Annotated in this window: 11 protein-coding genes and 1 pseudogene; 7 read left to right on the forward strand and 5 right to left on the reverse strand. The window is 65.9% G+C overall.

Features of this window, described 5'->3' with window-relative positions; genetic code table 11:
* Positions 1-472: 472 nt before the first annotated feature.
* The 3 genes from JFY56_RS01255 to JFY56_RS01265 form a co-directional block, all read right to left on the reverse strand.
* On the reverse strand, positions 473-1228 hold the full coding sequence (locus JFY56_RS01255; RefSeq protein ID WP_208311673.1) for an ankyrin repeat domain-containing protein: 756 nt from the start codon (positions 1226-1228) through the stop codon (positions 473-475).
* 107 nt (positions 1229-1335) lie between these two features.
* Entirely contained in the window at positions 1336-2064 is a 729-nt protein-coding gene (locus JFY56_RS01260) for an ankyrin repeat domain-containing protein (protein ID WP_208311674.1), read from the reverse strand.
* Positions 2065-2171: 107 nt separating this feature from the next.
* Positions 2172-2858, reverse strand: coding sequence for a transposase (locus tag JFY56_RS01265; protein ID WP_208311675.1), 687 nt, complete (start codon positions 2856-2858; stop codon positions 2172-2174).
* Positions 2859-2987: 129 nt separating this feature from the next.
* On the opposite strand from JFY56_RS01265, the pseudogene JFY56_RS24315 reads away from it, so the two are divergent.
* Positions 2988-3101: pseudogene (locus JFY56_RS24315) on the forward strand (DUF3313 domain-containing protein); the annotation flags it as partial.
* 268 nt (positions 3102-3369) lie between these two features.
* Entirely contained in the window at positions 3370-4413 is a 1044-nt protein-coding gene (locus JFY56_RS01270) for an AraC family transcriptional regulator (protein ID WP_208311676.1), read from the forward strand.
* Between the two features lie 77 nt (positions 4414-4490).
* Here JFY56_RS01270 and JFY56_RS01275 read toward each other — a convergent pair whose 3' ends face one another.
* Positions 4491-6128 (reverse strand): mechanosensitive ion channel family protein, encoded by a 1638-nt coding sequence (locus tag JFY56_RS01275; RefSeq protein WP_208311677.1) that lies wholly within the window; start codon positions 6126-6128, stop codon positions 4491-4493.
* A 508-nt stretch (positions 6129-6636) separates the two neighbouring features.
* On the opposite strand from JFY56_RS01275, the gene JFY56_RS01280 reads away from it, so the two are divergent.
* The 5 genes from JFY56_RS01280 to JFY56_RS01300 are packed head-to-tail and all read left to right on the forward strand — an operon-like array spanning position 6637 to position 23715.
* The gene (locus tag JFY56_RS01280; RefSeq protein ID WP_208311678.1) at positions 6637-17982 is read left to right on the forward strand and encodes a VCBS domain-containing protein; all 11346 of its coding nucleotides are present in this window, start codon (positions 6637-6639) and stop codon (positions 17980-17982) included.
* 2 nt (positions 17983-17984) lie between these two features.
* Positions 17985-19532, forward strand: coding sequence for a TolC family protein (locus JFY56_RS01285; protein WP_208312483.1), 1548 nt, complete (start codon positions 17985-17987; stop codon positions 19530-19532).
* Complete coding sequence (locus tag JFY56_RS01290; protein WP_208311679.1) at positions 19513-20283, forward strand: efflux RND transporter periplasmic adaptor subunit; 771 nt, start codon at positions 19513-19515, stop codon at positions 20281-20283. Before JFY56_RS01285 ends, JFY56_RS01290 begins: the two co-directional genes overlap by 20 nt.
* The gene (locus tag JFY56_RS01295; RefSeq protein ID WP_208311680.1) at positions 20270-21616 is read left to right on the forward strand and encodes an efflux RND transporter periplasmic adaptor subunit; all 1347 of its coding nucleotides are present in this window, start codon (positions 20270-20272) and stop codon (positions 21614-21616) included. The genes JFY56_RS01290 and JFY56_RS01295 overlap by 14 nt, the downstream gene beginning before the upstream one ends.
* Positions 21616-23715, forward strand: a complete 2100-nt coding sequence (locus JFY56_RS01300; protein ID WP_208311681.1) for an HlyD family efflux transporter periplasmic adaptor subunit — start codon at positions 21616-21618, stop codon at positions 23713-23715. The genes JFY56_RS01295 and JFY56_RS01300 overlap by 1 nt, the downstream gene beginning before the upstream one ends.
* 244 nt (positions 23716-23959) lie before the next feature.
* On the opposite strand, the gene JFY56_RS01305 is transcribed toward JFY56_RS01300, so the two are convergent.
* Positions 23960-25141 (reverse strand): acetyl-CoA C-acetyltransferase, encoded by a 1182-nt coding sequence (locus JFY56_RS01305; RefSeq protein WP_208311682.1) that lies wholly within the window; start codon positions 25139-25141, stop codon positions 23960-23962.
* Between the last annotated feature and the right edge of the window lie 150 nt (positions 25142-25291).

Genomic DNA, 25291 nt, shown 5'->3' on the forward strand with positions numbered 1-25291 from the left:
CCATCCATATGATGCTTAGAGCATGCGGCCGAGATACCAATAGAAAGACCGAAGAGCCCAACCATAAGAGAATTGAAATAAAAAACAGGGCAAGGTAAACGGTACTACGAGAAATTTCGCGGACCAGCAGCATGTCGTCGCTGTTCAACTCCCTGAAATACTTGAGTGTTTTTCTGAAGCGTTTCCTCGCCCATAGCCGGAGCTTACCTTTAGTGCTTTGGAGCTTCCCGGTTATCCATTTGAGTACTATCGGAGTAACGAATTTCAGGATACCTGAAACTACGAGACCCCAAAAAATTGCCCACCACTCGGTTGGGTTGGTGATGAACTCCAAACTCATAAATTTGCCTATCCCTTTAGCTGGTGCCTTCAAACCCTGGGGGGAATTGTTCTGGTTAATAGCCTCTCGCAAATCTCATCCAACTACTGGTCACCGACTGAGCGGTCGGTGACCATGGCGCGGGCATCCCAATTACTGCCAACCTGGCGGCGGCTTGGGTGGGCTGTAGCGCGGGTCAGGATATTGCACGCCTCGCGCTTTGAGCATTTCAATTACTTTATCTTTTAAGCGCTGCGCTTCAGAATCAGGAGGAACAACACGACTCTGTAGGTCAAAAGCTAAATCCTGGAGATTGTCATGTAAACCATGCTCCAAAAAATAAACTATTAAATCAAATTCGGCCATACCAACCGCAACATTTGCGGGCGTATCACCATCTGCGCGGGCAATATTTACATCCGCGCCTCGCTCAACTAGCAACTCAACACAGTCCCGACAAAAAGACATGACGGCCTTGTGCAATAAACTATCGCCTTGTGGCCCTAATAAATTTGGATCACCTTTGTAGCGAAGCAAGATATCTAGTAAATCTACCCGACCAGCATCGACAGCGAGATACAGTGCAGAAGCATGGTGTTTTTCATCGCGATAATTTGGATTAGCCCCTTCCTGCAGAAGCTTCTCAGTGGCTCGAACATTACGCAAGTAGACTTGCCAGATCAGCGGTGTAATTCCTTCTTTACCAACAGCATTTACATTGGCCCCAGCCTTTATTTGCGCATCAACCTCCTTGAAGTCCCCATTGCTCGCAGCTTCAACCATCTGCACTACTCGGGGGTCATCAAAAGCATCCCGAGACGTCATCCCGCCCACCTCACGACTAGCGGCACAGCTGTTCATTATGGATAGCGTTAACATAAGTATGAGCAACCTATAGAATTTAGACATGTTTAATCCATAACTTAAGACCCAGAACTGATTTTAGAGTAGAGAAAATAAATCCACCCTTTTTCTCTTATAAAGATAAGTCCGCCTTTTTCTCCTGCGGTCATTTATTATTTGCAATTCCCTTCAATACGTCGCTCATCACCAGGTGGATAGCATGGAGTGTACACAGGGAAAGTAACTCCTCGTTTCTTAAGCATTTCAATCACTATATTTTTCCAGTATTTCTTATCAGTCTCGGTAACTTGCCGAATTTCGACTGCCCTGGCCAAGTGCTGTAAGTTGTAGTCATAACCATTATCTAGAAGGTAAGCCGTAATTTCAAAATTGCCCGTCACCATAAAAGCAAGAGCCGCAGCGTTTAGCTCATAGGAATCATGAGCATTAACATCAGCCCCGGCAGAAACGAGAATTTTTACATTCGATAACCTACCTTGCGCTGCAGCTCTTGAAAGAGGTCGATCCTCAATTTTTCCTGTATCGTTTGAGTTCGGATTTCCACCATGGCTTAATAATAAGCTTAGTTGTTCCGGATTATCACCGCCGGCAGCCCAAACCAACGGGGACACACCGCCGACCGTCTTTTGATTTGGATTGGCGCCAGCTTTAAGCAAAGCTTCCATTCCAGCCAAGTTATTAGCATGCTGAACCCACAACAATGGGGTAGTGCCTTTATCCCCAATGGCATTTACGTTAACCCCTTGAGCTACCAAGCCAGCAACTTTTTCGATTTTTCCCACCATTGCCGCCTCAATTAACTCCACCAAATTGGGGTCCGAAAATTCATCGTCTAAAGCCTGCCCACCTATTTGCATTGCACTATATGCATTAAAGCTCATAATTATTCCTAAGATAATACCTGACAGCCTTATGGAACCCCACATACAAACCTCTCAAACATATAAATAAGTAAATAAGCAAGAAATAAGGGGACAGATTTATTTTTCTACTCTATTTTGGGTCTGCCCGGCCCTCTTCGCTCAATACGCAACCCTATCAAGCTCTCCACCTCAGCCACAAACCGCGAATTACCTGTCAACTGTCCCCTTTGCAAAGCCTCACGAATCAGGCTCAACTCTCCATCGTCGACAGATTGCCCCAGATAAGCGCAATAGCGGCTGCGGCGCTCGTCATCCGTATCGCCCAATGCGTCGAAACAAGGATCGCCATCCAGCCAACTCGGTTCCGACCCTAACCGTTGCGCATAACTCGACCAGGGGTAGTCTGCTGCTCGGGCAACCAACCGGGCCCGCACGGGGTTCAGCTCGATGTATCGACTGCATGCCAGCAGGTAGGTGTCCGACTGGACAACGCTGGACTTGAAGCGGCTTTCCCACAAGGTGCCGCTGCGACCCTCTAGGCGGTTGCGGTAGCGCGTCATCCGGGCGGCCAGGGCCTTCATCAACTGGCTTAAACCGGCGAGAGAGTCGCCCGGTGCCAGCAGCAGATGGACGTGGTTGGTCATCAGACAGTACGCATAGACCTTGACGCCGAAGGCATCTTTCAATTCTCGAAGGTCCAGCAAATAGCGCTCATAATCATCCCGCTCCACGAAGACCACCTGTCGATTGTGGCCGCGCTGAACGATGTGGTGCGGATAGTTGGGCAGAAGCACTCGTCCCATCCTTGGCATGTCGGCATCCCTCCTGGAGCCCCTGGAGAGTTAATGATCAGGGAGATTGGCACACTGTGCTATCGGCCTTCTGACCTGCGAAAGCCGAAATTAGAGTAGGAAAATAAATCTGTCCCCTTTTCCCCCCCCGGCGCGGAACTGGAGAACTCCTCCCAGGTCATGCAGCCCGCGGACGCCCGCGCCGTGCTCGATGGCTGGGCGGCGGACATGCTCAAGTCATTCCAGACGCTCAAGAGCAATTGACGCAAAGGGAGTCCGGGCGGCCTGCCGTGCACCCGGGCTCCTCTCCCGCCCGTAGAGATCCAGAGCAGCAACGCTTCTTCCGCTAGCCGTAAGCATTTTGTGACAGCAAAAATAACGACCTGCGCCAGCCAGGCGACGCCGAAAAGCGGCCGGCCCCGGCGGGCAACTCATCGCTCCGCACGTAAATCAGCCAAATCTACAGCCATACTCGGAAGGACTTGCGCTTCAGACGTGAAGCCGGCCCTTCCACCCGGGACAGGACCAATACATGGACAGCATTCGCGGCACCGCCTTCCTGCAGTTCGGCGAACTGCTCGCGCAGCATGGCGCGTCGATACGTGACCACCTGGCGCCCCACCGCATCAGCCTGGATGTGGTGGGCAACTACGAGAAGAAACTCCCCTACCAGAGCCTGGTGCAGATCTTCGAGGGCAGCGCGCAGGCCCTGAGAATGCCGGAATTCGGCCTGGAGCTGGCGGCCCGCCAGGGCTCCACGCTGCTCGGTCCGCTGCAGTACCTGGCCCTGTCGGCGCCGACCGTGGGCGACGGCCTGGTCGCGCTGATTCGCTACATGCGCCTCTACAGCACGGCGATCCACTACCGCCTGGAGCGCCGGCACGGCCGGGTGCTGCTGTACTTCGAGAACACCCTGCCCAACAGCCTGGAGATTCCGCAGATAGTCGAGAAATCGGTCCTGCAGGCCAGACTGATAGTCGCCGAACTGCTCGGCGCCCCTTTCCACCCGAGGACCGTATTGCTCCGCCACCAGCCCCAGGCCAGCCAGGCGGTCTACCAGCGCTATTTCGGCTGCCCGGTGCTGTTCCAGCAGGAGCACAACGCCATCGAGATGACCCCGGAGGACCTGCAGCGCCCCTGCGCCCAGCATGACGCCATGCTCCACAGCATCGTGCGTTTCTACCTGGAGGCCCACTGCATCCCCGATGGCCTGCAGGCCGAGGTCAGGCAACAGATCCAGGCGCTGTTGCCAAGGCAGCGCTGCAACCTGGAACAGGTCGCCCAGATCCTCGGCCTGCATGCCAGGACCCTGCAGCGGCGCCTGGCCAGCGACGGTGTCGACTTCGAGCAGCAGGTGGACCAGGTCCGCCGGAGGCAGGCCGAACAACTGCTGCGGCATTCGTCGCTGAGCGTCGCGCAGATCGCCAGTGAACTCGGCTACCTGCGCCCCGCCTCGTTCTGCCGGGCACACCAGCGCTGGTTCGCCATGACTCCGCTGGAACACCGCAGGCTGCATGGCCAGGGTGGCGCCAACATGGCGGCGGACGACGACCGCCAGCATCCGGACGACGACTGACGAGTTCGCGCGAACCCCTCATATGACGGATGTGAACGACATGTCCGGCGCTGCCACGGAGAACGGAGCGAACCCGCTCATCGTTCATCCTCCCCCCGCTCCGGTTCCCGCGCCGGAGAGGTGAACCAGCGCTCCTTCGGCACCCACTTTTCCTCTTCCGGGTCGCCCAGGTAGTGCGGCGACATGATCTGCACGCCGTGCTCGTTGAACACATCCTGGAGGTTGGCGTGCAGCATGCTCAGCAATTCCGCGCGGGGGCGCGGCTCGCTGGGAATGGCCTGGGCCACCAGACGGTACTCCGGGTAGAAGTCCGACAGCGCGGTCTGGAACACCTGCGGCGCCGGCTTCTGCAGTATCCCCGGCGTACGCGCCGCCGCCTCCAGCAGCAAGGCCTCCACCTGCCGCCACGGCGTGTCGTAGCCGATGGTGACGGTGGTATCCACCACATAGCCCGCACCCTGCACCGTCCGCGAGTAGTTCTTGGTCACCGTGCCGGTGATGGTGGAGTTGGGAATGGTCAGCACCTCGCCGAGGCCGGTGCGGATGGTGGTGGTGAACATGCCCAGCTCGGTCACCGTGCCTTCGTGCTCGCCGACCCGCACGAACTCGCCGGGCCGCAGCGTGCGCGTATAGGTGAGGATCAGGCCCGCCGCGGCCTGGCCGACCATGCTGGATGCGCCCAGCGAGATCATCAGGCCGAGCAGTACCGAGAGCCCCTTGAAGGCCTCGGTCTGGGCGCCCGGCAGGTACGGGTAGGCCATGGCGAGAGCGAACAGCCAGATCGCCAGCGACGTCAGCCGGGTGGTGGTCTGCAGGGTTTCCTGGTTGAGCCAGCTGATGTTCCCCGGACGCGCCAGGCGCTCCAGCATGCGCCGGACGAAGCCGCTGACTGCACGGGCCATGAGGAAGATGGCCAGGGCGATGATCAGGCCCGGGATCGCTCCGACGATGCCGTCGAGCAGGTAGCGTCCGAGGTCCAGCAGGTAGTTGTTGAGGCTTTCGCCCCACGGACGGGTGTAGGGGAATCGACGCAGCACGAAGCTGAGCCACTCGTAGCTGAGCAACAGGACCACGGTCCAGCAGACCAGGCCCAGCAGCCGGCTGATCAGCGGGTACAGGTTGCTGGTATCGACCAAGGGCGTATGGCCGATCTTCAGCCCGCTGGCGTGCTTGCGCATCATCCTGGGGACGAGGCCGAGCAGCTTGCGCCGTGCGTAGAACACCAGGCGCACCAGCGCGACATACACGAGCGTGGCCGCCGCCGCGATCCCGGCTGCCACGATGAGCGTGCGCAGACTGCGGGTTTCATGGGTTTCCGCCACCACCTGGCGCAGGCGCGCGGCGGCATTCTCGGCGGTCTGCAGGACGGATTCATCGGCCGGCCCCAGGTCCTTCGGCGTGACGATGAAGGCCCGCCGGTCCCCTAGAAGCACGAGATAGCTGTCCTGGATCGGATCGAGCCTGACCTGAAGCTCCGCCGCCTCCTCCAGTGCCCCGGAGATCACCGCCTCGGCCCGCGCCACGCGTTGCGCAGGCGTCTCCCCCAGCACCGTGCCGCGAAACACCATGATGCCGCGGTTGGCGATCTTCAGCTCCACCGCCTGCTGCGCCGCCCCGGCCGGCTGGCCCTCCCCCACGGGGAGCTGCGCCCACGCCAGCACGGACCACAATGCCCCCAGCAGAACCCCCATCCACCGCCACACGCCGTTCTCCATAACCCGCGCCCCAAAGTGACTCCCGGCCCCTGGCCGTGCGGCATCCGCCATGCACCGCGAATTCCCACGCCTCCGATTTGGCAGGCTAGTTCAGTTTCAAGCACTTGCGTGGCAACGACTGCCCCGTTTCCGGGAGCGGAACCGGTCCCTGCGCAGGGCTGCCGCATCGATGGGAACACCTGCCGCCCGCAACGCGCCTCCCTGCGCGGGCTGCGTCCGCCAGACGCGATCCGGGATGCCGCCCACGCTCCGGCAGTGGCACAAAGTGAACATTGGATTGGCCGAAAACCCGTCTACGCTCAGTCCCTACGAGCCGGTAACTGCCCAGCCGGCCAGGTTCTCGCCATGAAGGTGACCGACGAAAATAATGTGCAGTGATGGAGGCATGACCTCCTGTCCGTTTGGTCCGGCAGTACCGGCAAAGTGAAACTAGCGTTCTTTCAATGGGCCTCTATTTGTCAGAGAGACGCATTTGCCAGATCAACGATCGGATGCAGCGGTGAGCGATATGCAACAGACGCCTCGCCCGAAGGCCTTCGCTCCGGCCAGTCATGCTCTTGCCCTGGAGCCCCGCATTCTGTTCGACGGGGCGGCGGCGAGTGCCGTCGAGCAGCATCACACGGACAACGCCAACACCGCCGATGCAACCCCGCATCCAGCCGCCACCGCCGAACCGCCCTCACCCACCGAAGCCCCGCCTGCCCCATCGGCCGCGCGCCACCTGCTGGTGCTCGACAGCCGCGTGGAGAACCGCGAGCAGCTCACAGCCGACCTGCCCGCCGACGTCAAGGCGGTGGTGGTCAACACCACCGAGGACGGACTGGCGGCCATCTCCGCCGCCCTCGCCGAGCTGGGCAAGGTCGACTCGATCCAGATCTTCTCCCACGGCGCCTCCGGGCAATTCACCCTGGGCAACCGCACGCTGACCGCGGCCAACCTCGACCAGGTCGCCAATGTCCTCGACGGCTGGCGCGCCTCGCTGAATCCCGGTGCGGACATCCAGCTCTACGGCTGCAACATCGGCGCCGGCACCGCGGGCCGCGCGCTGGTCGAGGAGCTGGCGCAATTCACCGGCGCGGACGTGGGCGCCTCCAGCAATGACACCGGCGCCAGTGCGGCCGGCGGCGACTGGAACCTGGAAGTCCGCAGCGGCCTGATCGACCGCGACATCGCCCTCGGCGCCGAAGCCCTCGCCGCCTTCGACGGCCTGCTGGCCGACGCCGGGCCGACCACCACGCTGCCCACCGCCGAGGCGGAAGTGCTGCTGGGCGACCAGTTCAGCTTCACCGTGGATTTCGCCAACGTCTCGACCCAGCCCGGCTTCGCGCCCTTCGTCACCCTGTTCATGCCCGCCACCGGCAAGGACGGCGACGACGGCGTCACCTTTATTTCCGCCAGCTACCTGGGGCAGAACCTGGTCACCCACGTGATCACCTTCGACGCCAACGGCCAGGCCATCCACCCGCTGGCCCAGGACGCCAACGGCAACTTCCTGGTGATCAACGCCGCCGACTTCGGCATGCGCGCCGGCGACCAGATGGTGGTAGTCGAACTGCCCTTCGCCAGCGTGACCCAGGACCAGCCGATCATTTCCGTGCAGATCACCGCGAGCCTGAGCAACCTGGCCGACACCAGCCTCTCCGACGGCTCGCCGGACCTGACCATCCGCGTCAGCGGCGGCTTCGAGTTCGGCAACGATGCGCTCGACGACCCGACCCAGGACCCCAGCCTGATCGAGGCCGTCACCCATAGCTTCATCGTCCACCCGACGGTGATCACCGCGACCCAGACGGTCAACGTACCCGAGGGCGAAACCGCCACCGGACCGAACTACGGCCGCACCCTGACCACCACCGTCACCCCGGCCAACGGCCAGACCCTGACCAACGTGACGGTCACCCAGCCGCTGCCGGGCAATATCCAGGTCACCGCGATCACTCCCGCCGCCGGCGGCGTGCTGACCTCCATTACCCTCGCCGACGGGCAGGTGGTCACCAATCCGGCGGAAATAGCGGCCCTGATCGCCGCCGACAACGTGTTCATCAGCCAGTTCACCGTCACGTACGCCACGCTCACGGGACCTACCGACACCCTGGTGCAGTTCTACGTGCCGGATGCCGACTCCACCGGCCAGCAAATCCTCGACCCGGCCACCGGAGCGCCGGTCACCATCACCATCGATGCGCCCACCGCCAGCGGCCAGTGGGTGCCGCTGGACCCGCGCGACGTGGTGCCGCCCGAGACCAGCATCGACTTCACCGCCACCGGCGAGGACACCAGCTTCGTCGCCAAGTCGATCACCCTGCTGAAGACGGCGACCCTGCAGGTGGACGTCGGCCATGCCGGCATCAGCGTCGGCGACACCCTGAATTACCGGCTGGACATGGCGGTATCGGACTTCTTCGCCTACGGCATGGATTTCTTCGGCGAAGGCGAACTGGTGATACGCGACCAGATCGGCGACGGCCAGACCCTGACCGGCACGCCGACCATGACCGTGACCCTGGGCGGCGTCACGCAGACCATCGCCCTGGTGACCAGGACGGTGACCAACCCGGACGGCACCACCTCGCTGGAAATCGATATCGCCCAGTCACTGCGCGACGCCTTCTCCGGCATCCGCGGCTGGTTCAACGGCGACCTGGCCTTCGACAGCACCCGCGACGGCGCGGCCACGGCGGTCATCAGCTACAGCACGGTGATCAGCCAGAGCTACACGCCACCGTCCGGCGCGCCGCACAGCGAGATCAACGAGGGCGACAGCGTCGGCAACGCCGTCGAGGTCAGCGGCACCATCCTCGAAGACATCTTCAACCTCACCGGCAGCTCGCAGTCCGACACGTCCAGCAGCGTCACCACCATTCCCACCAGCACGGTCGATATCCAGCTGGTCGAGGTCAACGACGGTGCGCCGCCGCCCAGCGGCGAGCTACGGCCGGGCGACGAGGTGACCTTCCGCCTGTCCTACGACCTGATCACCGGCGACTACGAGAACTTCCAGCTCACCGCCTACCTGCCGCTACCGCTGTTCGACGTGTCCGGCATCACCTGGACCATCGGCGACGGCTCCGGCCAGTGGCAGATCGGCACCGGCAACAGCAACGCCGGCCCGGTGCTACTGGTCAGCAGCGGGCCGGGCAACTCGGTGGTGTTCGACTTCGGCAGCTTCGTCACGTCCGATATCAACGGCAGCCGCATCGTCGTCGAATTCACCCTGCGCGTCGGCGACCAGCCGTTCGCCGACCAGCGCTCGCTGGACGTGCTGGCGCAATCCACGCAGCAGACCACCCTCACCGACCAGACGCTGATTTCCTCCGATATCGCGGTGATCGTCTCCGTCGCCGAGCCGGTGCTGAATATCCGCCACGGTGTGGTTTCCACCAGCCACGGCACGGTGACCGGCACCACCGGCACCTGGGGCGCGCCGGGCAGCACCGGCGTGCCCTTCAGCGGCAGCGTCACCGAGCTGGATGCAGTGAACGGCGATGTCAGCGGCATCGACGGCGGCGACCTGCTGCGCCTGGCCACCGCCATCGAGAATAGCGGAGGCGGCGGCGCCTTCGACGTGGTCACCAGCATCACCCTGCCGCCGGGGCTGAGCTTCGCCGGCGGCAGCCTGGCCGCCGCCAACCTGCAGATCTACCGTGGCGACGGCACCCTGCTGGTGGCCGGCGTGGACTATGCGGTGACCGGCAACAGCATCACCTTCCTCGACGCCAACAACACCGCCAGCCTGCTCGCCGGGCGCGCCGGCACGCCGGCCGACGCCAGCGGCGCGAACATGGTGGTGATCGTCTACGACGTGGTGGTCGACAATGCCATCGCCGCCGCGCGCAGCCTGCAGAGCACGGCGATCCTCAGCAACTACGCGAGCGTCGAGGGCGGCAGCGACTTCACCCCGACCGACCTGCAGGAACTCGCCGGGCAGCAGGTCGCCGCCCCGGAAGTGCGCAAGGTGTTCGCCGGCGGCACGCTGGACGACGGCGATTCCAGCGCCACCCACACCACCGGCGCGGACCTGGTGATCGGCGAAAGCATGCAGTTCGACATCGTCGTCACTCTGCCCGAGGGCACCACCCAGACACTGCGCCTGGACGACCTGATCCCGCCCGGACTGAGGCTGGACCCGGCGTTCAACGGCGGCCAGGGCTACCTGCTGATCACCACCGCCGCCGGCAGCGGCGCGCTGACCGGCGACTTCGCCGGCACCATCACGGTGGGGACCTTCACCGCGCTCGGCGGCAGCCTAGGCGACGACGGCGGCGATGTGCGCTGGACCTTCAGCGTCTCCAGCGCCGCGGCCGACAACGATACCGGCAACAACACCTTCGTCATCCGCGTACAGCTGGTCGCCAGCAACGTCACCGGCAACCAGGCCGGCACCGTGCTGCAGAACAACGCCCAGGCGCTGTTCAGCGACCCCGACGGCGACACCCCGAACGGCACCGTGGCGCTGGAGCGCACCGTCACCCTGATCGATGGCCAGCCGACCGTGTTCATCCGCGAACCGACCCTGCAGGTCACCCAGCAACTGGTCACCACGCCGGACTTCAACGGCTTCGACGAAGGCGACCCGGTGGAATTCACCATCACCATCGCCAACGGCGCCGCGGGCAGCGATTTCAACGCCTTCGATATCAGCTTCGCCGACCTGCTGCCCACCGAACTGGACAACCTGCAGTTCACCGTCACCTACCTGAACGGCGCGACCAACAACGGCGGCGCGGACTTCGAGCTGGTCGGCGGCCAATTGCGCACGGTGGCCGGCGCCAACATCGACATCGTGAAAGGCGGCAGCATCGTGATCCGCGTGACCGGCGTGGTGAACGCCACCGCGGCGGCCGAGTCGACCTTCGACAACGTGGCGACGGTGCAGTGGACCAGCCTCGACGGCACCGTCGGCGGCACCGCCAACCCGGCCGGCGAGCGCACCGGCGTCGACGGCCCGCTGAACAGCGGCGTGCTCAACGACTACCAGCGCAGCTCGACCCTGCTCATCCCGGTCAACCAGGCCATGCAGCTGTCCCGCGTGGGCGGCCTCCCGGATACCCCGGCGCCGACGCCCGACACCCTCGCACCGAACGAACAGGTGACCGTCGGCGAAGTGATCCGCTATCGCCTGGCGGTGCTGGTGCCCGAGGGCGACAACCCCAACTACCAGCTGCGCATCGAGCTGGAGAACGGCCTGCAGTTCATCGATCCCGCCGGCAACAACCTGCGCATCGCGCTGATCTCCAACAACGGCGGGCTGACCAGCGATGCCCTCCTCGCCCTCACCGGCGGCCTGCAGATAGAAGGCAACGAAACCAACGCCGAGGCGCGGCCGATCACCGCGGACCTCAGCGGCGCCGGGCCGGTGGCGCTGCTGAATGCCGCGCGGGTGACGGTGATCAACAATCCCGACGGCAGCCAGACGGTGATCTTCGACCTGGGCAACCTGGTCAACGCCAACAACGATGCGGACCTCGAAGGCATCGTGCTGGAATTCAACGTCCGCGTGCTCAACCAGGCGAGCAACGTCGCCGGCGCCACCCTCGACGTGCAGGCCCATGAGTTCGTCAATGGCGTCAATCGCTCCAGCAGTGAAATCCACACCGAAACCATCGTCGAGCCCGGCTTCAACGGCCTGAACAAGCAGGTCACCAGCTTCGATCCGAATCCATCCGGCACCACCGGGACCGCCACGGTGTCGGTGTCCTTCACCCAGAACGGCGGCCTGCCGGCCTTCGATACGCGGCTGACGGACAGCTTCCCCGGCGGCAGCAACTACACCCTGATCAGCCTGCAGATCGGCGGCAATACCTTCGGCCCCGGCAACCTGCCGCCGGGCGTCACCTTCAGCAATGCCGGCGGCATCACCATCGACTTCGCGCAGATCGATCCGGGCACCGCGATCAACGTCGTCTACCAGGTCACGGTGCCGAACGACGCCGCCATCGCCAACAGCAACGCGGTGCTGACCTGGACCAGCCTGCCGGAAGACTTCACCGCCTTCGGCGGCTCCACGGTCGGCACCGACGGCCAGCCGGACGGCGAGCGCACCGGCAGCGAGGTCGGCCCCAACACCTACATCCTGCGCGAAGGCGCCGGCCTCGGCATCATCGCCGGCACCCTGTGGAACGACACCGGGTCCGCCACCGGCAGCGCGGTGCCCGACGGCCCCGGCCTGCCCGGCCAGACCGTGACCCTGACCTGGGCCGGCGCCGACGGCGACCTCGCCAGCACCGCCGACAACCTGGTGTTCTCCGCCGTCACCGATATCAACGGCCAGTACCGCTTCGGCGTGCTGCCGGCGGGCATCTTCCGCATCGACGCGCCGGCCGGCACCATCAGCTATCCGCAGCCAATCGGCGACCTGCGCGTGCGCATCGATACCGATGCCGCCAGCCCGCTCGGGCAGATCGTCGTCACCCTCGGCGAAGGCGCCACGGGTGCCGCCGACGCCGGCTACGTGGAACAGAACGACGCACCGGTGAACACCCTGCCCGGCACCCAGAACGGCCTTGAAGACGTACCGCTGCCGATTGCCGGCATCTCGGTCGCCGATATCGATGCCAATCGCGATCCTGATACGGCCGGCCGTGCCCTGCAGGTCACCCTGACGGTGGCGAACGGCACCCTGTCGCTGTCGGCCACGCCGCCGGGCGTCACGGTCACCGGCGCGAACAGCGCCAGCCTGACCCTGACCGGCAACCTCGCCGATCTCAACGCCGCGCTGGCCAACCTGGTCTACCTGGGCAATCTCAACTTCAACGGCATCGACACCCTGACGGTGCGCACCAGCGATCTCGGCAACTTCGGCGATGCCGACGGCGACGGCATCCCCGGAGAGAATCCCGAGGACGCGCTGATCGACCAGGACAGCCTGCAGATCGTCCTGCAGCCGGTGAACGACCCGCCCATCGCCAACCCCGACGTGACGGACGCGGTGGAAGCCGGCGGCACCTTCAACAACATCCCCGGCGTCGATCCGCGCGGCAACCTGCTGGCCAACGACACCGACGTCGATATCGCCACCAACGCCGACGTGCTGCGGGTGGTGTCCATGGGGCTGACCGGGCAGACGCCGACCACCATCCTCGGCGCCGGCGGCACGGTGGTGAACGGCACGTTCGGCCATCTGGTGGTGACCGCCGCCGGCGGCTTCGAGTACGTGGTGCACAACGACGACCCGCGCGTGCAGGCCCTGCGCCTGGCCGGCGAGACGCTGGTGGAGCAGTTCACCTACACGATTTCCGACCTTGGCGGGCTGCTCTCCAGCTCCACCCTCACCGTGACCATCCACGGCGCCAACGACACCCCGGTCGGCGTGGACGACGACGGCTCCGCCACCGAGGCCGGCGGCGTGCTCAACGGCACGCCGGGCAGCGACGCCACCGGCAACGTGCTGGCCAACGACACCGACGTGGACAACGGCGACGCCCGCACCGTCACCGGCATCCGCAACCTGCGCGAAACCGCGCCCGGCACGCTGATAAACGTCCCCGCCGGCACCAACAGCACCAACGGCACCGTCATCGTCGGCACCTTCGGCACCCTGACCATCGGCGCCGACGGCAGCTATCGCTACGTGCTGGATAACAACAACACGGCAGTCCAGCGGCTGGTCGCCGGCGACACCCTGATCGAATTCTTCAGCTACCAGGTGACCGATCTCGGCGGCCTCAACGACATCGCCCAGCTGCGCATCGTCATCAATGGCGCCAACGACAACCCCGTCGCCAGCGACGACCAGGCCGCCGCCCAGGCTGCCTCGACCAATGGCAATGCCCAGGAAAGCAATCCGACCGGCAACGTCATCCTCTTCCCCAGCCGGCCGGGCGACATCAACCAGCCGGGCGGCAACGGCGTGGACCAGGACGTCGACCGCACCGACCGGCCCAATACCCTGCTCAACGTCACCGGCATCCGCGTCGGCGAGGAAACCGCGGGCGGCGCGCTGACCGGCGTGGACGGCGGCACCACCCAGGCCGATGGCACCGTGATCAACGGCCTGTACGGCACCCTGCGCATCGGCGCCGACGGCTCGTTCTTCTATGACGTGGACAGCACTAACGCGGCGGTGCAGGCCCTCGGCCCCGGCGAGACGCTGGACGAGTTCTTCACCTACGAGATCACCGATACCGCCGGGCTGACCGATCAGGCGCAACTGCACATCATCGTGCGCGGCGTGAACGACCCGCCGGTGGCGCAGAACGTGGTGGTCATCGCCAGGGAAGCCGGCGGAGTGGGCAACGGCACGCCGGGGGTCAATCCCAGCGGTGACGCCACCGCCAACGCCTTCGACCCCGACGGCGACCCGCTGACGGTGACGCTGATCCGCGCCGGCGCGGAAGGCGCACCCGGCACCGGCGTCCCGGTCCTCCCGGCGGGCACGACGATCGTCGGCCTCTACGGCAGCCTGACCATCCGCCCCGACGGCACCTTCGACTACGTGGTGAACAACGACAATCCGGACGTGCAGGCCCTGCGCGACATCACCGACATATTGTCGGAGCGCTTCACCTACACCCTTTCCGATGGCGTGCAGCCGACGCCGGAAACCGATGCCGGCGAAATCATCGTGCTGATCTTCGGCCAGAACGACAATCCGGTCGCCGCCGACGACGCCGCCACCGCCGTGGAAGCCGGCGGAATCAACAACGGCCAGGCCGGCGTCGATCCGGTCGGCAACGTACTGGCCAATGACACCGACGTGGACGGCGGCGAGATTCCGGCCGACCCGATCAACTACGGCGAGACCCAGGCGGTTTCCTCGGTGCGCACCGGCGCCGAAGCCGGAACCGGCACCGCCGGCACCCTCGGCACCGAGCTGCGCGGCACCTACGGCTGGCTGACGCTGAACGCCGACGGCAGCTACAGCTACCGGCTGGACAACGCCATGGCCGAGGTGCAGGCCCTGCGCACCAGCGCCAACACCCTAACCGACCAGTTCAGCTACACGGTGAGCGACACCGCCGGTGCCGAGGACCGCGCCACCCTGACCATCACCATCGTCGGCGCCAACGATGCGCCGGTGGCGAACAACGACAACGCCATCGCCGTCGAGGCCGGCGGCCTGAACAACAACGCACCGGGGATCGATCCGACCGGCAACGTGCTCGCCAACGACACCGATGTGGACGCATTCGGCGAAACCCTGAGCGTGATTTCCGTGGGCCAGGGCTCCAATGTCGGCACCGTCGGCACATCCTTCATCGGCACCTACGGCACCCTCACGCTGAACGCCGACGGCAGCTACACCTATGTGCTCGACAACGCCAACCCGGCCGTGCAGGCCCTGCGCACGCCGCTCGATGTCCTGCGCGAGAGCTTCACCTACAGCATCCGCGACCTGGCCGGCGCGACCAGTTCGGCACTGCTCACCATCACCATCCAGGGCCGCAACGACAACCCGATAGCGGTGAACGACTCGGCCCTCGCCGTCGAGGCCGGCGGCACCTTCAACGACATTCCGGGCATCGATCCCAGCGGCAACCTGCTGACCAACGATACCGATGTCGATGCCAACGACGGCAAGGTCCTGACCGGCGTCCGCGCAGGCCCCGAAGCGGCCTCCGCGCCCTTCACCGCAGTCAATGGCAGCCAGAGCATCCAGGGTCTGTACGGCACCCTCACCGTGGCGGCCGACGGCAGCTACACCTACGTGGTGAACAACGACCTGCCCGCCGTGCAGGGACTGAAGATCGGCGACAGCCTGGTCGAGCAGTTCACCTACAGCATGCGCGACACCGCCGGCGCCACCGACATCGCGCAGCTCAACATCCTTATCCGCGGTGCCTACGATGCGCCGGTCGCCCGCAACGACTTCGCCCTGGCCGCCGCCGACAACGGCAATGGCAATGCGGTCAACCCGACCGGCAACGTGCTGGCCAACGACACCGACGTCGACTTCAACGACCAGGACCGCGGCAGCGCCATCCGTGTGGGAAGCGAACTCCTCGGCGGCACGCTGTCGCCGATCGCGGAGGGCACTACCAATGTCAACGGAACGGTGCTCACCGGCCGCTTCGGCACGCTGATAATCGGCGCCAACGGCAGCTACGTTTATCTCGTCGACTCCAGTAACCCGGAAATCCTGGCGCTCGGTCCGCTGCAGTTCGTCGAGGACGTCTTCACCTACCAGGTGACCGACCTCGGCACCCTGAGCGACCTGGCGGAACTGCACATCATCATCCGCGGCCGCAACGACACCCCGACACCCAACACCGACGAAGGCGTCGCCATCGAAGCCGGTGGCCTGAACAACGCCACGCCTGGTTTCAACCCCACCGGCAATGTGCTGGCCAACGACACCGACCTGGAAGGCGACCAGCTCACGGTCACCGGCGTCAGTACCGGCAGCACCGCCGGCACCCTGGGCGCGCCTCTGCGCGGCCTGTATGGCGACCTGACGCTGAATGCCGACGGCACCTGGAGCTACGTGCTCGACAACAGCCTGCCGGAGGTCGAGGCCCTGCGCACCGATGGCCAGATCCTCAGCGAAACCTTCACCTACACCCTGCGGGATGCGCTGGGCGCAACGGCCAGCTCGCAACTGACGATCATCGTCAGCGGGCGCAACGACACCCCCATCGCCAACGACGACGCCTCCATCGCCATCGAGGCCGGCGGCATCGCCAACGGCACGCCGGGCGCACCGGGGCTCGGCAACGTGCTGGCCAACGACACCGACGTCGACAGCATCGCCAACGGCGAGACGAAACAGGTGCTGCAGTTCGCCAGCGAAACCGGCCAGAGCGGCGCCGCCGGACAGGTCGTGGCCGGCCGCTTCGGCCAGTTGCTGATCAACGCCGACGGCAGCTACAGCTACGTGGTGGACGATGCCAACCCCACCGTGCAGGCGCTGCGCACCGCCGGCGAGACGCTCAGCGAAACCTTCACCTACACCATGGCCGATACCGCCGGCGCCACCTCCGTGGCGCGCCTGACCATCACCATCCAGGGCGCCAACGACAACCCGGTGGCGCAGAGCGACAGCAACGTCGCCCTCGACCAGACACCGTCGCCGCAGGCCAGCGGCAACGTGCTGCCCAACGACGGCGACATCGACAACGGCGATGCCCTGCAGGTGGTCGGCATCCGCACCGGCGCCGAGTCGGGCAGCGGCAGCGCCGGCACGGTCGGCCAGCCGCTGGCCGGGCGCTACGGCACGCTGATCCTCAATGCCGACGGTAGCTACACCTACGCCATCGACCTGAGCAACCCGGAAGTGCTGGCCGCCGCCGGACTTGGCCGGGTGCTGCAGGACGTCTTCACCTACACCATCGCCGACCTCGCCGGTGCCACCGACCAGGCCGAACTGGTGATCACCCTGGATATCGCCGCGCCCTTCATCCCCGCGCCGGACAACCCGCCGATGTTCAGCCAGCGCGGCGACACCCGCTTCATCCACCTGCCGCTGCCGGACATCGACCCGGCGGTATTCGTCGGCCCGGTGGTGGAGCGCGAGTCCAAGCTGCTCGAACTGTCCTCCTGGGGCGCCAGCGGCGGCAACCTGCGCCTCGGCCTGCCGGAGGAAATCCGCAGCGAGTCCATCGGCGCCGGCCTCGGCGTGGTGGAAGGCCAGTTCGTCGCCGAACAGGTGGCCGCCAGCCGCCTGGACAGCAACCTGGACCTGGCCTGGATGCTCGGGCGCCACGAGCGCATCAATCTCAGCGCCGACGGACTGCTCGCCAGTCCCTCAGTATTCGCCAGCGATGCCGAAAGCCTGACCCGCGGCCCGGCGCAGGCCGAGGCCCCGGTACGCACCGCCCCGGGCTTCAGCGCGCAACTGCAGGCCGCCGCGCAGCGCCTGCACCCCGGCTGGCTGGCACGCCACGATTCATCGGAAGAACCAGGACCGCGCAGGTGAATATGTCCAGATATGCCTACTCGCTTCTCGGCGTCGCCGTCGCTTCGGCGGTACTCGCTGCCTGTACTTCGCTGGACCCGAAGCCCTACACGGAAGAGGAAAAGCGCCATCGGCTGATCGTCGACCAGGCGAGCATGTATTCCGAGCAGGAGCCGGTGAGTACGCCGCTCACCTTCTACGAGGCGGCCGCACGCGCCCTCAAGTACAACCTCGACTACCGCCTCAAGCTGATGGAAAGCGCGCTGGCCTCCAACCTCAAGGACGTGACCAGCCACGAGATGCTGCCGCGGCTGGTGGCCTCTGCCGGCTACGCCGGGCGCAACAACGACTCCGGCGGCACCTCGATCGGCATCGAGGACCGCCAGGAATCCCTGCGCGCGTCCACCTCAGAGGAGCGCTACCGCGAACTCTACGGCCTCGGCCTGAGCTGGAGCCTGCTGGACTTCGGCGTGGCCTACTACCGCAACCAGCAGCGCACCGACGAAATCCAGATGGCCGAGGAACGCCGGCGCAAGGTGGCGCAGAACGTCCTGCAGGACGTGCGCAACGCCTACTGGCGCGCGCTCGGCGCGCAACAGCTGATGCCTCAGGTGGACAACCTGCTGATGCGCACCCACCAGGCACTGACCGCCGCCCGCGAGGCCGAGAACAGGGGCCTGCTGCCGCGCCAGGAAATCCTCGCCTACCAGCGCGCCCTGCTCGACTCGGTGTACCTGCTGACCGTGCGCCGCCAGGACCTGGAATTCGCCCAGGCCGAACTGGCCGCGCTGATGTCGCTGCCACCGGGCTCGCGGATGGTCCTCGCCGACCAGAGCGAGCCGCCGCTGCCGCTGCTCAAGGCGGACATGGATCGCCTGGAACAGCTGTCGCTGGAGAACCGCCCGGAGATCATGGAAGAGTGGTATCGCAAGCGCGTCTCGGCCACCGACCTGAAGATCGCCAAGGCCCAGGTATGGCCGAACGTGACGCTGAGCTACGGCTTCCAGTACGACTCCAACAAGTTCCTCTACAACAGCGACTGGTGGGAGACCGGCGTACAGGTATCGATGAACCTCCTGCGCCTGGCGCAGTTGCCCGCGCTGAATGCCGCCGCGGAATCCCAGGAGAAGACCGACGACGCCCGGCGCATCGCGCTGTCCATGGCGATTCTCACCCAGGTGCGGGTCGGCGCCCTGCGCTACCAGTTGGCGCGCCAGGAAGTCGAGTTCACCGACGAGAGCCTGCGCGTCGACGAAAGCCTGCTGAACTACGCCAAGGCGGCGAAGAGCACCACCATCGGTTCCGAACTCGAACTGATCCGCGCCGAGGGCCGCTACCTGCTGTCGCGCTACCAGCGCGAAGCGGCCTACTCCAGCGCCCAGGCGGCCTGGGGCCGGCTGTACAACTCGATCGGCCTGGACGTGCTGCCGGAGCAGATCGACAAACACGACATCAAGAGCCTGGCGCGGGAGATCGAACGCACCCTCTCCGCCCAGGAAGGCCGCAACCTGCTCGCCAGCACCCAGGAACCCAGTCCCCAAGGAATGGCCAATGCCTCGTACCAGCCGTAGATTCATGATGTTGCCGCTGCTGCTAGTCCTCACCACCCCGGCCACGCAGGCCGAAGAACCCACCCTCCCCGGCGGCATGGAAGAGCCGGGGGCGATCCGCGTGCTGCTGGCGGCGGACCTCGAAACCACCCTGTCCAGCCAGATGAACGGCACCCTCGGCGAACTGCGCGCGGCCCTCGGCCAGACGGTCGCGAAGAACGCCGTGCTCGCCCAGTTCAACTGCACCGAGGCGCAGGCCCGCGCACGGGTCGCCGACTCCGAGCTGACCATGGCCCGGCAGAACCTCGAAGCCAAGCGCAACCTGCGCAAGCTGGATGCGGTGGGCGACCTGGAAGTGGCGATGGCCAACACCGAGGTGCGCAAGACCGAGGGCGCCCGCGCGCTGGCCCAGGCGCAGGCCGGCTACTGCAACGTCGTGGCGCCGTTCGCCGGGCGCGTCGCCAAGGTCCATGCGAAGCCGTACCAGACGGTGAATGCCGGCACCCCGCTGTTCGACCTGGTCAGCACCGGCGCGCTCAAGGTCCGGCTCAACGTGCCGTCCCGGCTGCTGCAAGGGCTGAAGGTGGACATGCCGCTGGAAGTCAGCATCCTCGAAACCGGCAAGACCTATCCGGCACGGATCAGCGCGATCAACTCGCGGGTTGACGCGGTGGCGCAGACCGTGGAACTGGAGGCGCGACTGGATGCCGAGCATCCCGAGCTGATCGCCGGGATGACCGGTACCGCGCGGTTCCCCGATGACCGTCAGTGAACCCTCGCCCGGCATCCAGTTCCTCGCGGGACTGGCGGCTCTGCGCGATCGCGCGCTGGAGGCCGACTCGCTGCAGGCGCTGGCGTTCGGCATGGCCAACGACCTCTATCCGCTGCTGCGTTTCCACCAGGCGCTGGTCTTCGCCCAGCGCGGCACGAATCTCGACCTGCTGTGCGTGTCCGGCCTGGCGCGGCCCAGCGAGGACTCGCCCTATCTGGTCTGGCTGCAACGCGCCAGCCGCTGGGTGGGCAGTCAGGTCGACGGCAGCGAGCCACGCTGGCTGGCCCGCGAGAGTCTCGACCCGCCGGCGGAGATCGCCGACGGCTGGACGGAATGGTGGCCCGCCGGACTCTGGTGCGTGCCACTGCAGGGCAAGGACGGCCAGCGTCTCGGGCTGCTGCTGTTCCTCCTCGACGAGGCGCCGGCGGAGGGCCTGCAACAGCATCTGTCCGGCCTGTGGCGGACCTATGGCTACTGCTGGGAAGCGCTGGCCAGCCGGCGCCGCCTGTCACGTTGGCGGCCAGGACGGCGCAGGACCCTGCTGGCGCTGGCCTGCGCCCTGCTGGTGCTGCTGATCCCGGTGCGCCAGACCGCCCTCGCCCCGGCGGAAATCGTTTCCCATGAGGCGCAGATCGTCAGCTCGCCCATCGACGGCGTGATCGCCCGCATGCAGGTACGCCCCAACCAGACGGTCGAGGCCGGCACACCGCTGTTCGCCCTCGACGAGACCACCCTGCGCAACCGCGCCGAAGTGCTCGGCAGCGAGGTGGCGGTGGCCGACGCCGAGTTGCTGGCCGCCAACCAGCGCGCCTTCGACAATCCCCAGAGCAAGAACGAACTGACCCTGCTCGGCAGCCGCGCCGCCCAACGCCGCGCCGAACTGGCAGCCGTGCGCTCCCAGTTGCAGCGCACCCAGGTGACTTCGCCGCGGGCCGGGGTGGCGGTGTACAGCGATCCCAACGACTGGCTGGGCAAACCGGTGGTCACCGGCGAGCGGATCATGCTGGTGGCCGACCCGGCGCAGCCGGCGATGCGCATCCAGCTCGCCGTGGCCGACGCCATCGCCCTCGAACCCGGCGCCGAGGTGACGCTGTTCCTCACCGCCTATCCGCTGCAACCGCTGAAGGGGCGCATCCTGGAAACCAGCTACCAGGCCCGGCCGAGCGACGAAGGCGTGGCCTCCTACCGCCTGCTGGCGAGCATCGACGAACATCCCGCCCACGCCCGCCTGGGCCTGCATGGCACCGCCAAGCTGTACGGCGAGCGGGTCCTGCTCGGCTACTACCTGCTGCGCCGGCCGCTGGCCAGCCTGCGCGCCTGGACGGGCTGGTGATGGACACGCTCCCCCTCGACGCGCCGCTGCCGCCACTGCGCGAAGACCTGCGCCTGAGCGAAGCGGCCACCGGCGCCAGCGGAGAACCGGCCTGGGTGATCCAGGACACGGTGCTCAACCGCTTCTACCGCATCGGCTGGCTGGAGTTCGAATGCCTGCTGCGCTGGGGCCAGTCGGCCAAGGCGATCAGCGAGCAGATCGGCGCGCAGACGGCGTTGAAGCCGGAGCCGGAGCAAGTCCTGCAGTTCAACGAATTCCTCGAACGCAACCAGTTGCTGCGCCTCGGCCCGCAAGCGCTGGAACGCCTGCGCCAGCGCGACCAGGGCAACGCCTGGCTGAGCTGGCGCTGGTGGCTGCACCACTACCTGTTCTTCCGCATCCCGCTGGTCCGCCCGCAGCGCTTCCTCGGCGGCCTGGCGCGCAGCCTGGACTGGCTGTTCCATCCGTTCATGGCGCTGCTGGTGATCGCCCTCGGCGTGCTCGGCATCGTGCTGGTGCTGCACCAGTGGGACACCTTCAGCCACGACGTGGTCGAGTCGTTCTCCGCCGAGGGGCTTCTCAGCTTCGCCCTCGCCCTGATGGTGGCGAAGACCCTGCACGAGCTGGGCCACGCGCTGGTCGCCACGCGCCTGGGACTGCGTGTGGCGCACATGGGCATCGCCTTCGTGGTGATGTGGCCGATGCTCTACACCGACACCGGGGAAAGCTGGAAACTGCACAGCTCGAAGCAGCGCCTGGCGATCGCCTCCGCCGGCATCCTCACCGAACTGGCGCTGGCCGGCCTCGCCACCCTCGGCTGGGCGCTGAGCGATCCGGGCGCATGGCGCAACGCGCTGCTCTACCTGGCGACCACCAGCTGGGTGCTGTCACTGGCGCTGAACGCCAGCCCGTTCATGCGCTTCGACGGCTATTTCATCCTCTCCGACCTGCTCGACTTCCCCAACCTGCACGAACGTTCCTCGGCGTTCGCCCGCGTCACCCTGCGCCGCCGGCTGCTCGGCCTGCAGGAACCCTGGCCGGAACCGATGCCGGCCGAGAAGCGGCGCATGCTGGTCGCCTTCGCCTTCGTCACCTGGGTCTACCGGCTGGTGCTGTTCCTCGGCATCGCCGTGGCGGTCTACCTGTTCTTCTTCAAGCTGCTGGGAATCTTCCTGTTCGCCGTGGAAATCGCCTGGTTCATCGTCATGCCGGTGTGGCGCGAACTGAAATACTGGTGGGGCGCCCGCGCCCATGTCCCCTCCAGCCGCCGGCGGGTGTTCTGGGGGGTGATGGCCCTGCTCCTGCTATTGCTCGCCCTGCCCTGGCGCACCCAGGTGGCAGCGGTCGGCGTGGCGCGGGCTGAGCAGCAGTTCCGCGTGTTCTCGCCCTATCCGGCGCTGCTGCAGCAGATCCGCCCGGCCGGCCAGGTGCAGGCCGGCGAGGCGCTGGTGGTGCTCGACGAACCGGACATCGCCACCCGCATGCGCGGCTCCGAGGCCGGCATCAGCGGCTATCGGGCGCGCCTGGCCGGGCTGATGGCCGACCCGTCCGGACTGGCCGAACAGATCGCCATCCGCCAGAAGCTCAAGGTGCAATTCGAAGAAGCGCGCGCGGCCCGCTCGGAAATGGCGCGGCTGAACCTGCAGGCGCCGTTCGCCGGCGTCTGGCGCGACATCGCCCCGGACTGGCAGCCGGGCCAGTGGGTCGGCCGCCGCGAGGCGCTGGGGGTGCTGATCGACCCGAGCCGCTGGCAGGTCGACGCCTACGTCAAGCCGGATGAAATCCACCGGCTGCAGCCCGGCGCCCAGGTGCACTTCTATCCGGACGGGCAACCGGTGGCCCTTCCAGGCCGGGTGATCGCCATCGGCACCACCCGCATCAGCCACCTGGAACACCCGATGCTCGCCTCACGCCACGGCGGCCCGCTGGCCACCGCCAACGAAGGCGAGGAACTGATCCCGAATCCGCCGGTATTCCACGTGCTGATCCAGCTCGACCAGCCCCCGGAATCCCTCCACGAAACCCGCGGCCGCCTGCAAATCGACGGTGCCCGCCTCAGCCTGCTGGCCGAAGGCCTGACCCGCCTGGCAGCCGTGGCGCTGCGGGAAAGCGGGTTCTGAGCAGAACGGCCACAGAAGCGCCCCATGGGCGCGAATCGCGGGCATGTCTGCTCCTACGGTATGTGCCCCGTAGGAGCGAGCTCTGCTCGCGAAGCTTTTTGCGTGGCCGGCATTCGCGAGCAGAGCTCGCTCCTACAAAAAAGCGCCCCCGGTCGCAAGACAGTGCCGTAGGGCGGGTGCAACCCGCCATGGCGCCTCGGGATTGGCGGGTTGCACCCGCCCTACCCGCCGATCCGTCGCAACGTCAGTCGCGCACGATAGCCAACGCCACACCCTGCCCACCGCCAATGCACAAGGTCGCCAGACCCTTCTTCGCATCGCGACGGATCATCTCGTGCAGCAGGCTCACCAGCACGCGGCAGCCGGAAGCGCCGATCGGGTGGCCAAGGGCGATGGCGCCGCCGTTGACGTTCACTTTCGCGGTATCCCAGCCCAGTTCCTTGCCAACCGACAGGGACTGCGCGGCGAAGGCTTCGTTGGCTTCGATCAGGTCCACCTCGTCCAGCGACCAGCCGGCCTTCGCCAGGCAGTTGCGGGTGGCGGAAACCGGGCCGATGCCCATGATCGACGGATCGACGCCAACGCTGGCGTAAGCCTGGATGCGCGCCAGCACCGGCAGGCCGAGTTCCCGTGCCTTGGGCGCGCTCATCAGCAACACGGCGGCGGCACCGTCGTTGAGGGTGGAAGCGTTGCCGGCGGTGACGCTGCCGTCCTTCTTGAAGGCCGGTTTCAGCTTGCCCAGCGACTCGGCGGTAGTGCCGGCGCGCGGCTGCTCGTCGGTGTCGAAGGGCAGCGGCTCGCCCTTGCGCTGCGGAATCAGCACCGGGGTGATCTCGTCCTTGAAGCGGCCGGCCTCGACGGCAGCCACGGCCTTCTGCTGCGACTGGGCGGCGAAGGCATCCTGGGCCTCGCGGCTGATGGCGTACTTCTCGGCCAGGTTCTCGGCGGTGATGCCCATGTGGTAGCCGTTGAAGGCATCGATCAGGCCGTCGCGCAGCAGACTGTCCTGCAGCTCCGCGTGGCCCATGCGCAGACCGGTGCGTGCCTTGGGCAGCACGTAGGGGGCGAGGCTCATGCTCTCCTGGCCGCCGGCGATCACCACCTCGGCGTCGCCGCAGCGGATCGCCTGGGTGGCGAGGAACAGGCTCTTCAGGCCGGAGCCGCAGAGCTTATTGATGGTCATGGCCGGCACGGTGACCGGCAGGCCGGCCTTGATCGCCGCCTGGCGCGCCGGGTTCTGGCCGTTGCCGGCGGTGAGCACCTGGCCGAGGATCACTTCGTCGATCTGCTCCGCCTTGACGCCGCTGCGTTCCAGCAGCGAACGGATCAGCGTGGCGCCCAGCTCATCGGCCGGTACGTTGGCCAGGCTGCCCTGGAAGGCGCCGATGGCGGTGCGGGTGGCGGCAACGATAACTACGTCTTGCATGTCTATGCTCCGAAGCGATTGCGTAGGGCGGGTGAAACCCGCCAAACGAGGTGCGTCAGGGGTGGCGGGTTGCACCCGCCCTACCTCGCTGGCTTTCCTGTAGGAGCGCGCCATGCGCGCGAATCGCGGGCATGGCCCGCTCCTACAAGT

It is taken from the genome of Pseudomonas schmalbachii (assembly GCF_017589465.1).
Classification (GTDB): Bacteria; Pseudomonadota; Gammaproteobacteria; order Pseudomonadales; family Pseudomonadaceae; genus Pseudomonas; species Pseudomonas schmalbachii.

What these genes read in the sequence shown, in the direction of transcription:
- JFY56_RS01260 (WP_208311674.1), bottom strand. Translation starts at nt 2,064, where the DNA reads ATGAGCTTTAATGCATATAGTGCAATGCAAATAGGTGGGCAGGCTTTA.
- JFY56_RS01285 (WP_208312483.1), top strand. Translation starts at nt 17,985, where the DNA reads ATGTCCAGATATGCCTACTCGCTTCTCGGCGTCGCCGTCGCTTCGGCG.
- JFY56_RS01255 (WP_208311673.1), bottom strand. Translation starts at nt 1,228, where the DNA reads ATGTCTAAATTCTATAGGTTGCTCATACTTATGTTAACGCTATCCATA.
- JFY56_RS01300 (WP_208311681.1), top strand. Translation starts at nt 21,616, where the DNA reads ATGGACACGCTCCCCCTCGACGCGCCGCTGCCGCCACTGCGCGAAGAC.
- JFY56_RS01305 (WP_208311682.1), bottom strand. Translation starts at nt 25,141, where the DNA reads ATGCAAGACGTAGTTATCGTTGCCGCCACCCGCACCGCCATCGGCGCC.
- JFY56_RS01265 (WP_208311675.1), bottom strand. Translation starts at nt 2,858, where the DNA reads ATGCCAAGGATGGGACGAGTGCTTCTGCCCAACTATCCGCACCACATC.
- JFY56_RS01280 (WP_208311678.1), top strand. Translation starts at nt 6,637, where the DNA reads ATGCAACAGACGCCTCGCCCGAAGGCCTTCGCTCCGGCCAGTCATGCT.
- JFY56_RS01290 (WP_208311679.1), top strand. Translation starts at nt 19,513, where the DNA reads ATGCCTCGTACCAGCCGTAGATTCATGATGTTGCCGCTGCTGCTAGTC.
- JFY56_RS01270 (WP_208311676.1), top strand. Translation starts at nt 3,370, where the DNA reads ATGGACAGCATTCGCGGCACCGCCTTCCTGCAGTTCGGCGAACTGCTC.
- JFY56_RS01295 (WP_208311680.1), top strand. Translation starts at nt 20,270, where the DNA reads ATGACCGTCAGTGAACCCTCGCCCGGCATCCAGTTCCTCGCGGGACTG.
- JFY56_RS01275 (WP_208311677.1), bottom strand. Translation starts at nt 6,128, where the DNA reads ATGGAGAACGGCGTGTGGCGGTGGATGGGGGTTCTGCTGGGGGCATTG.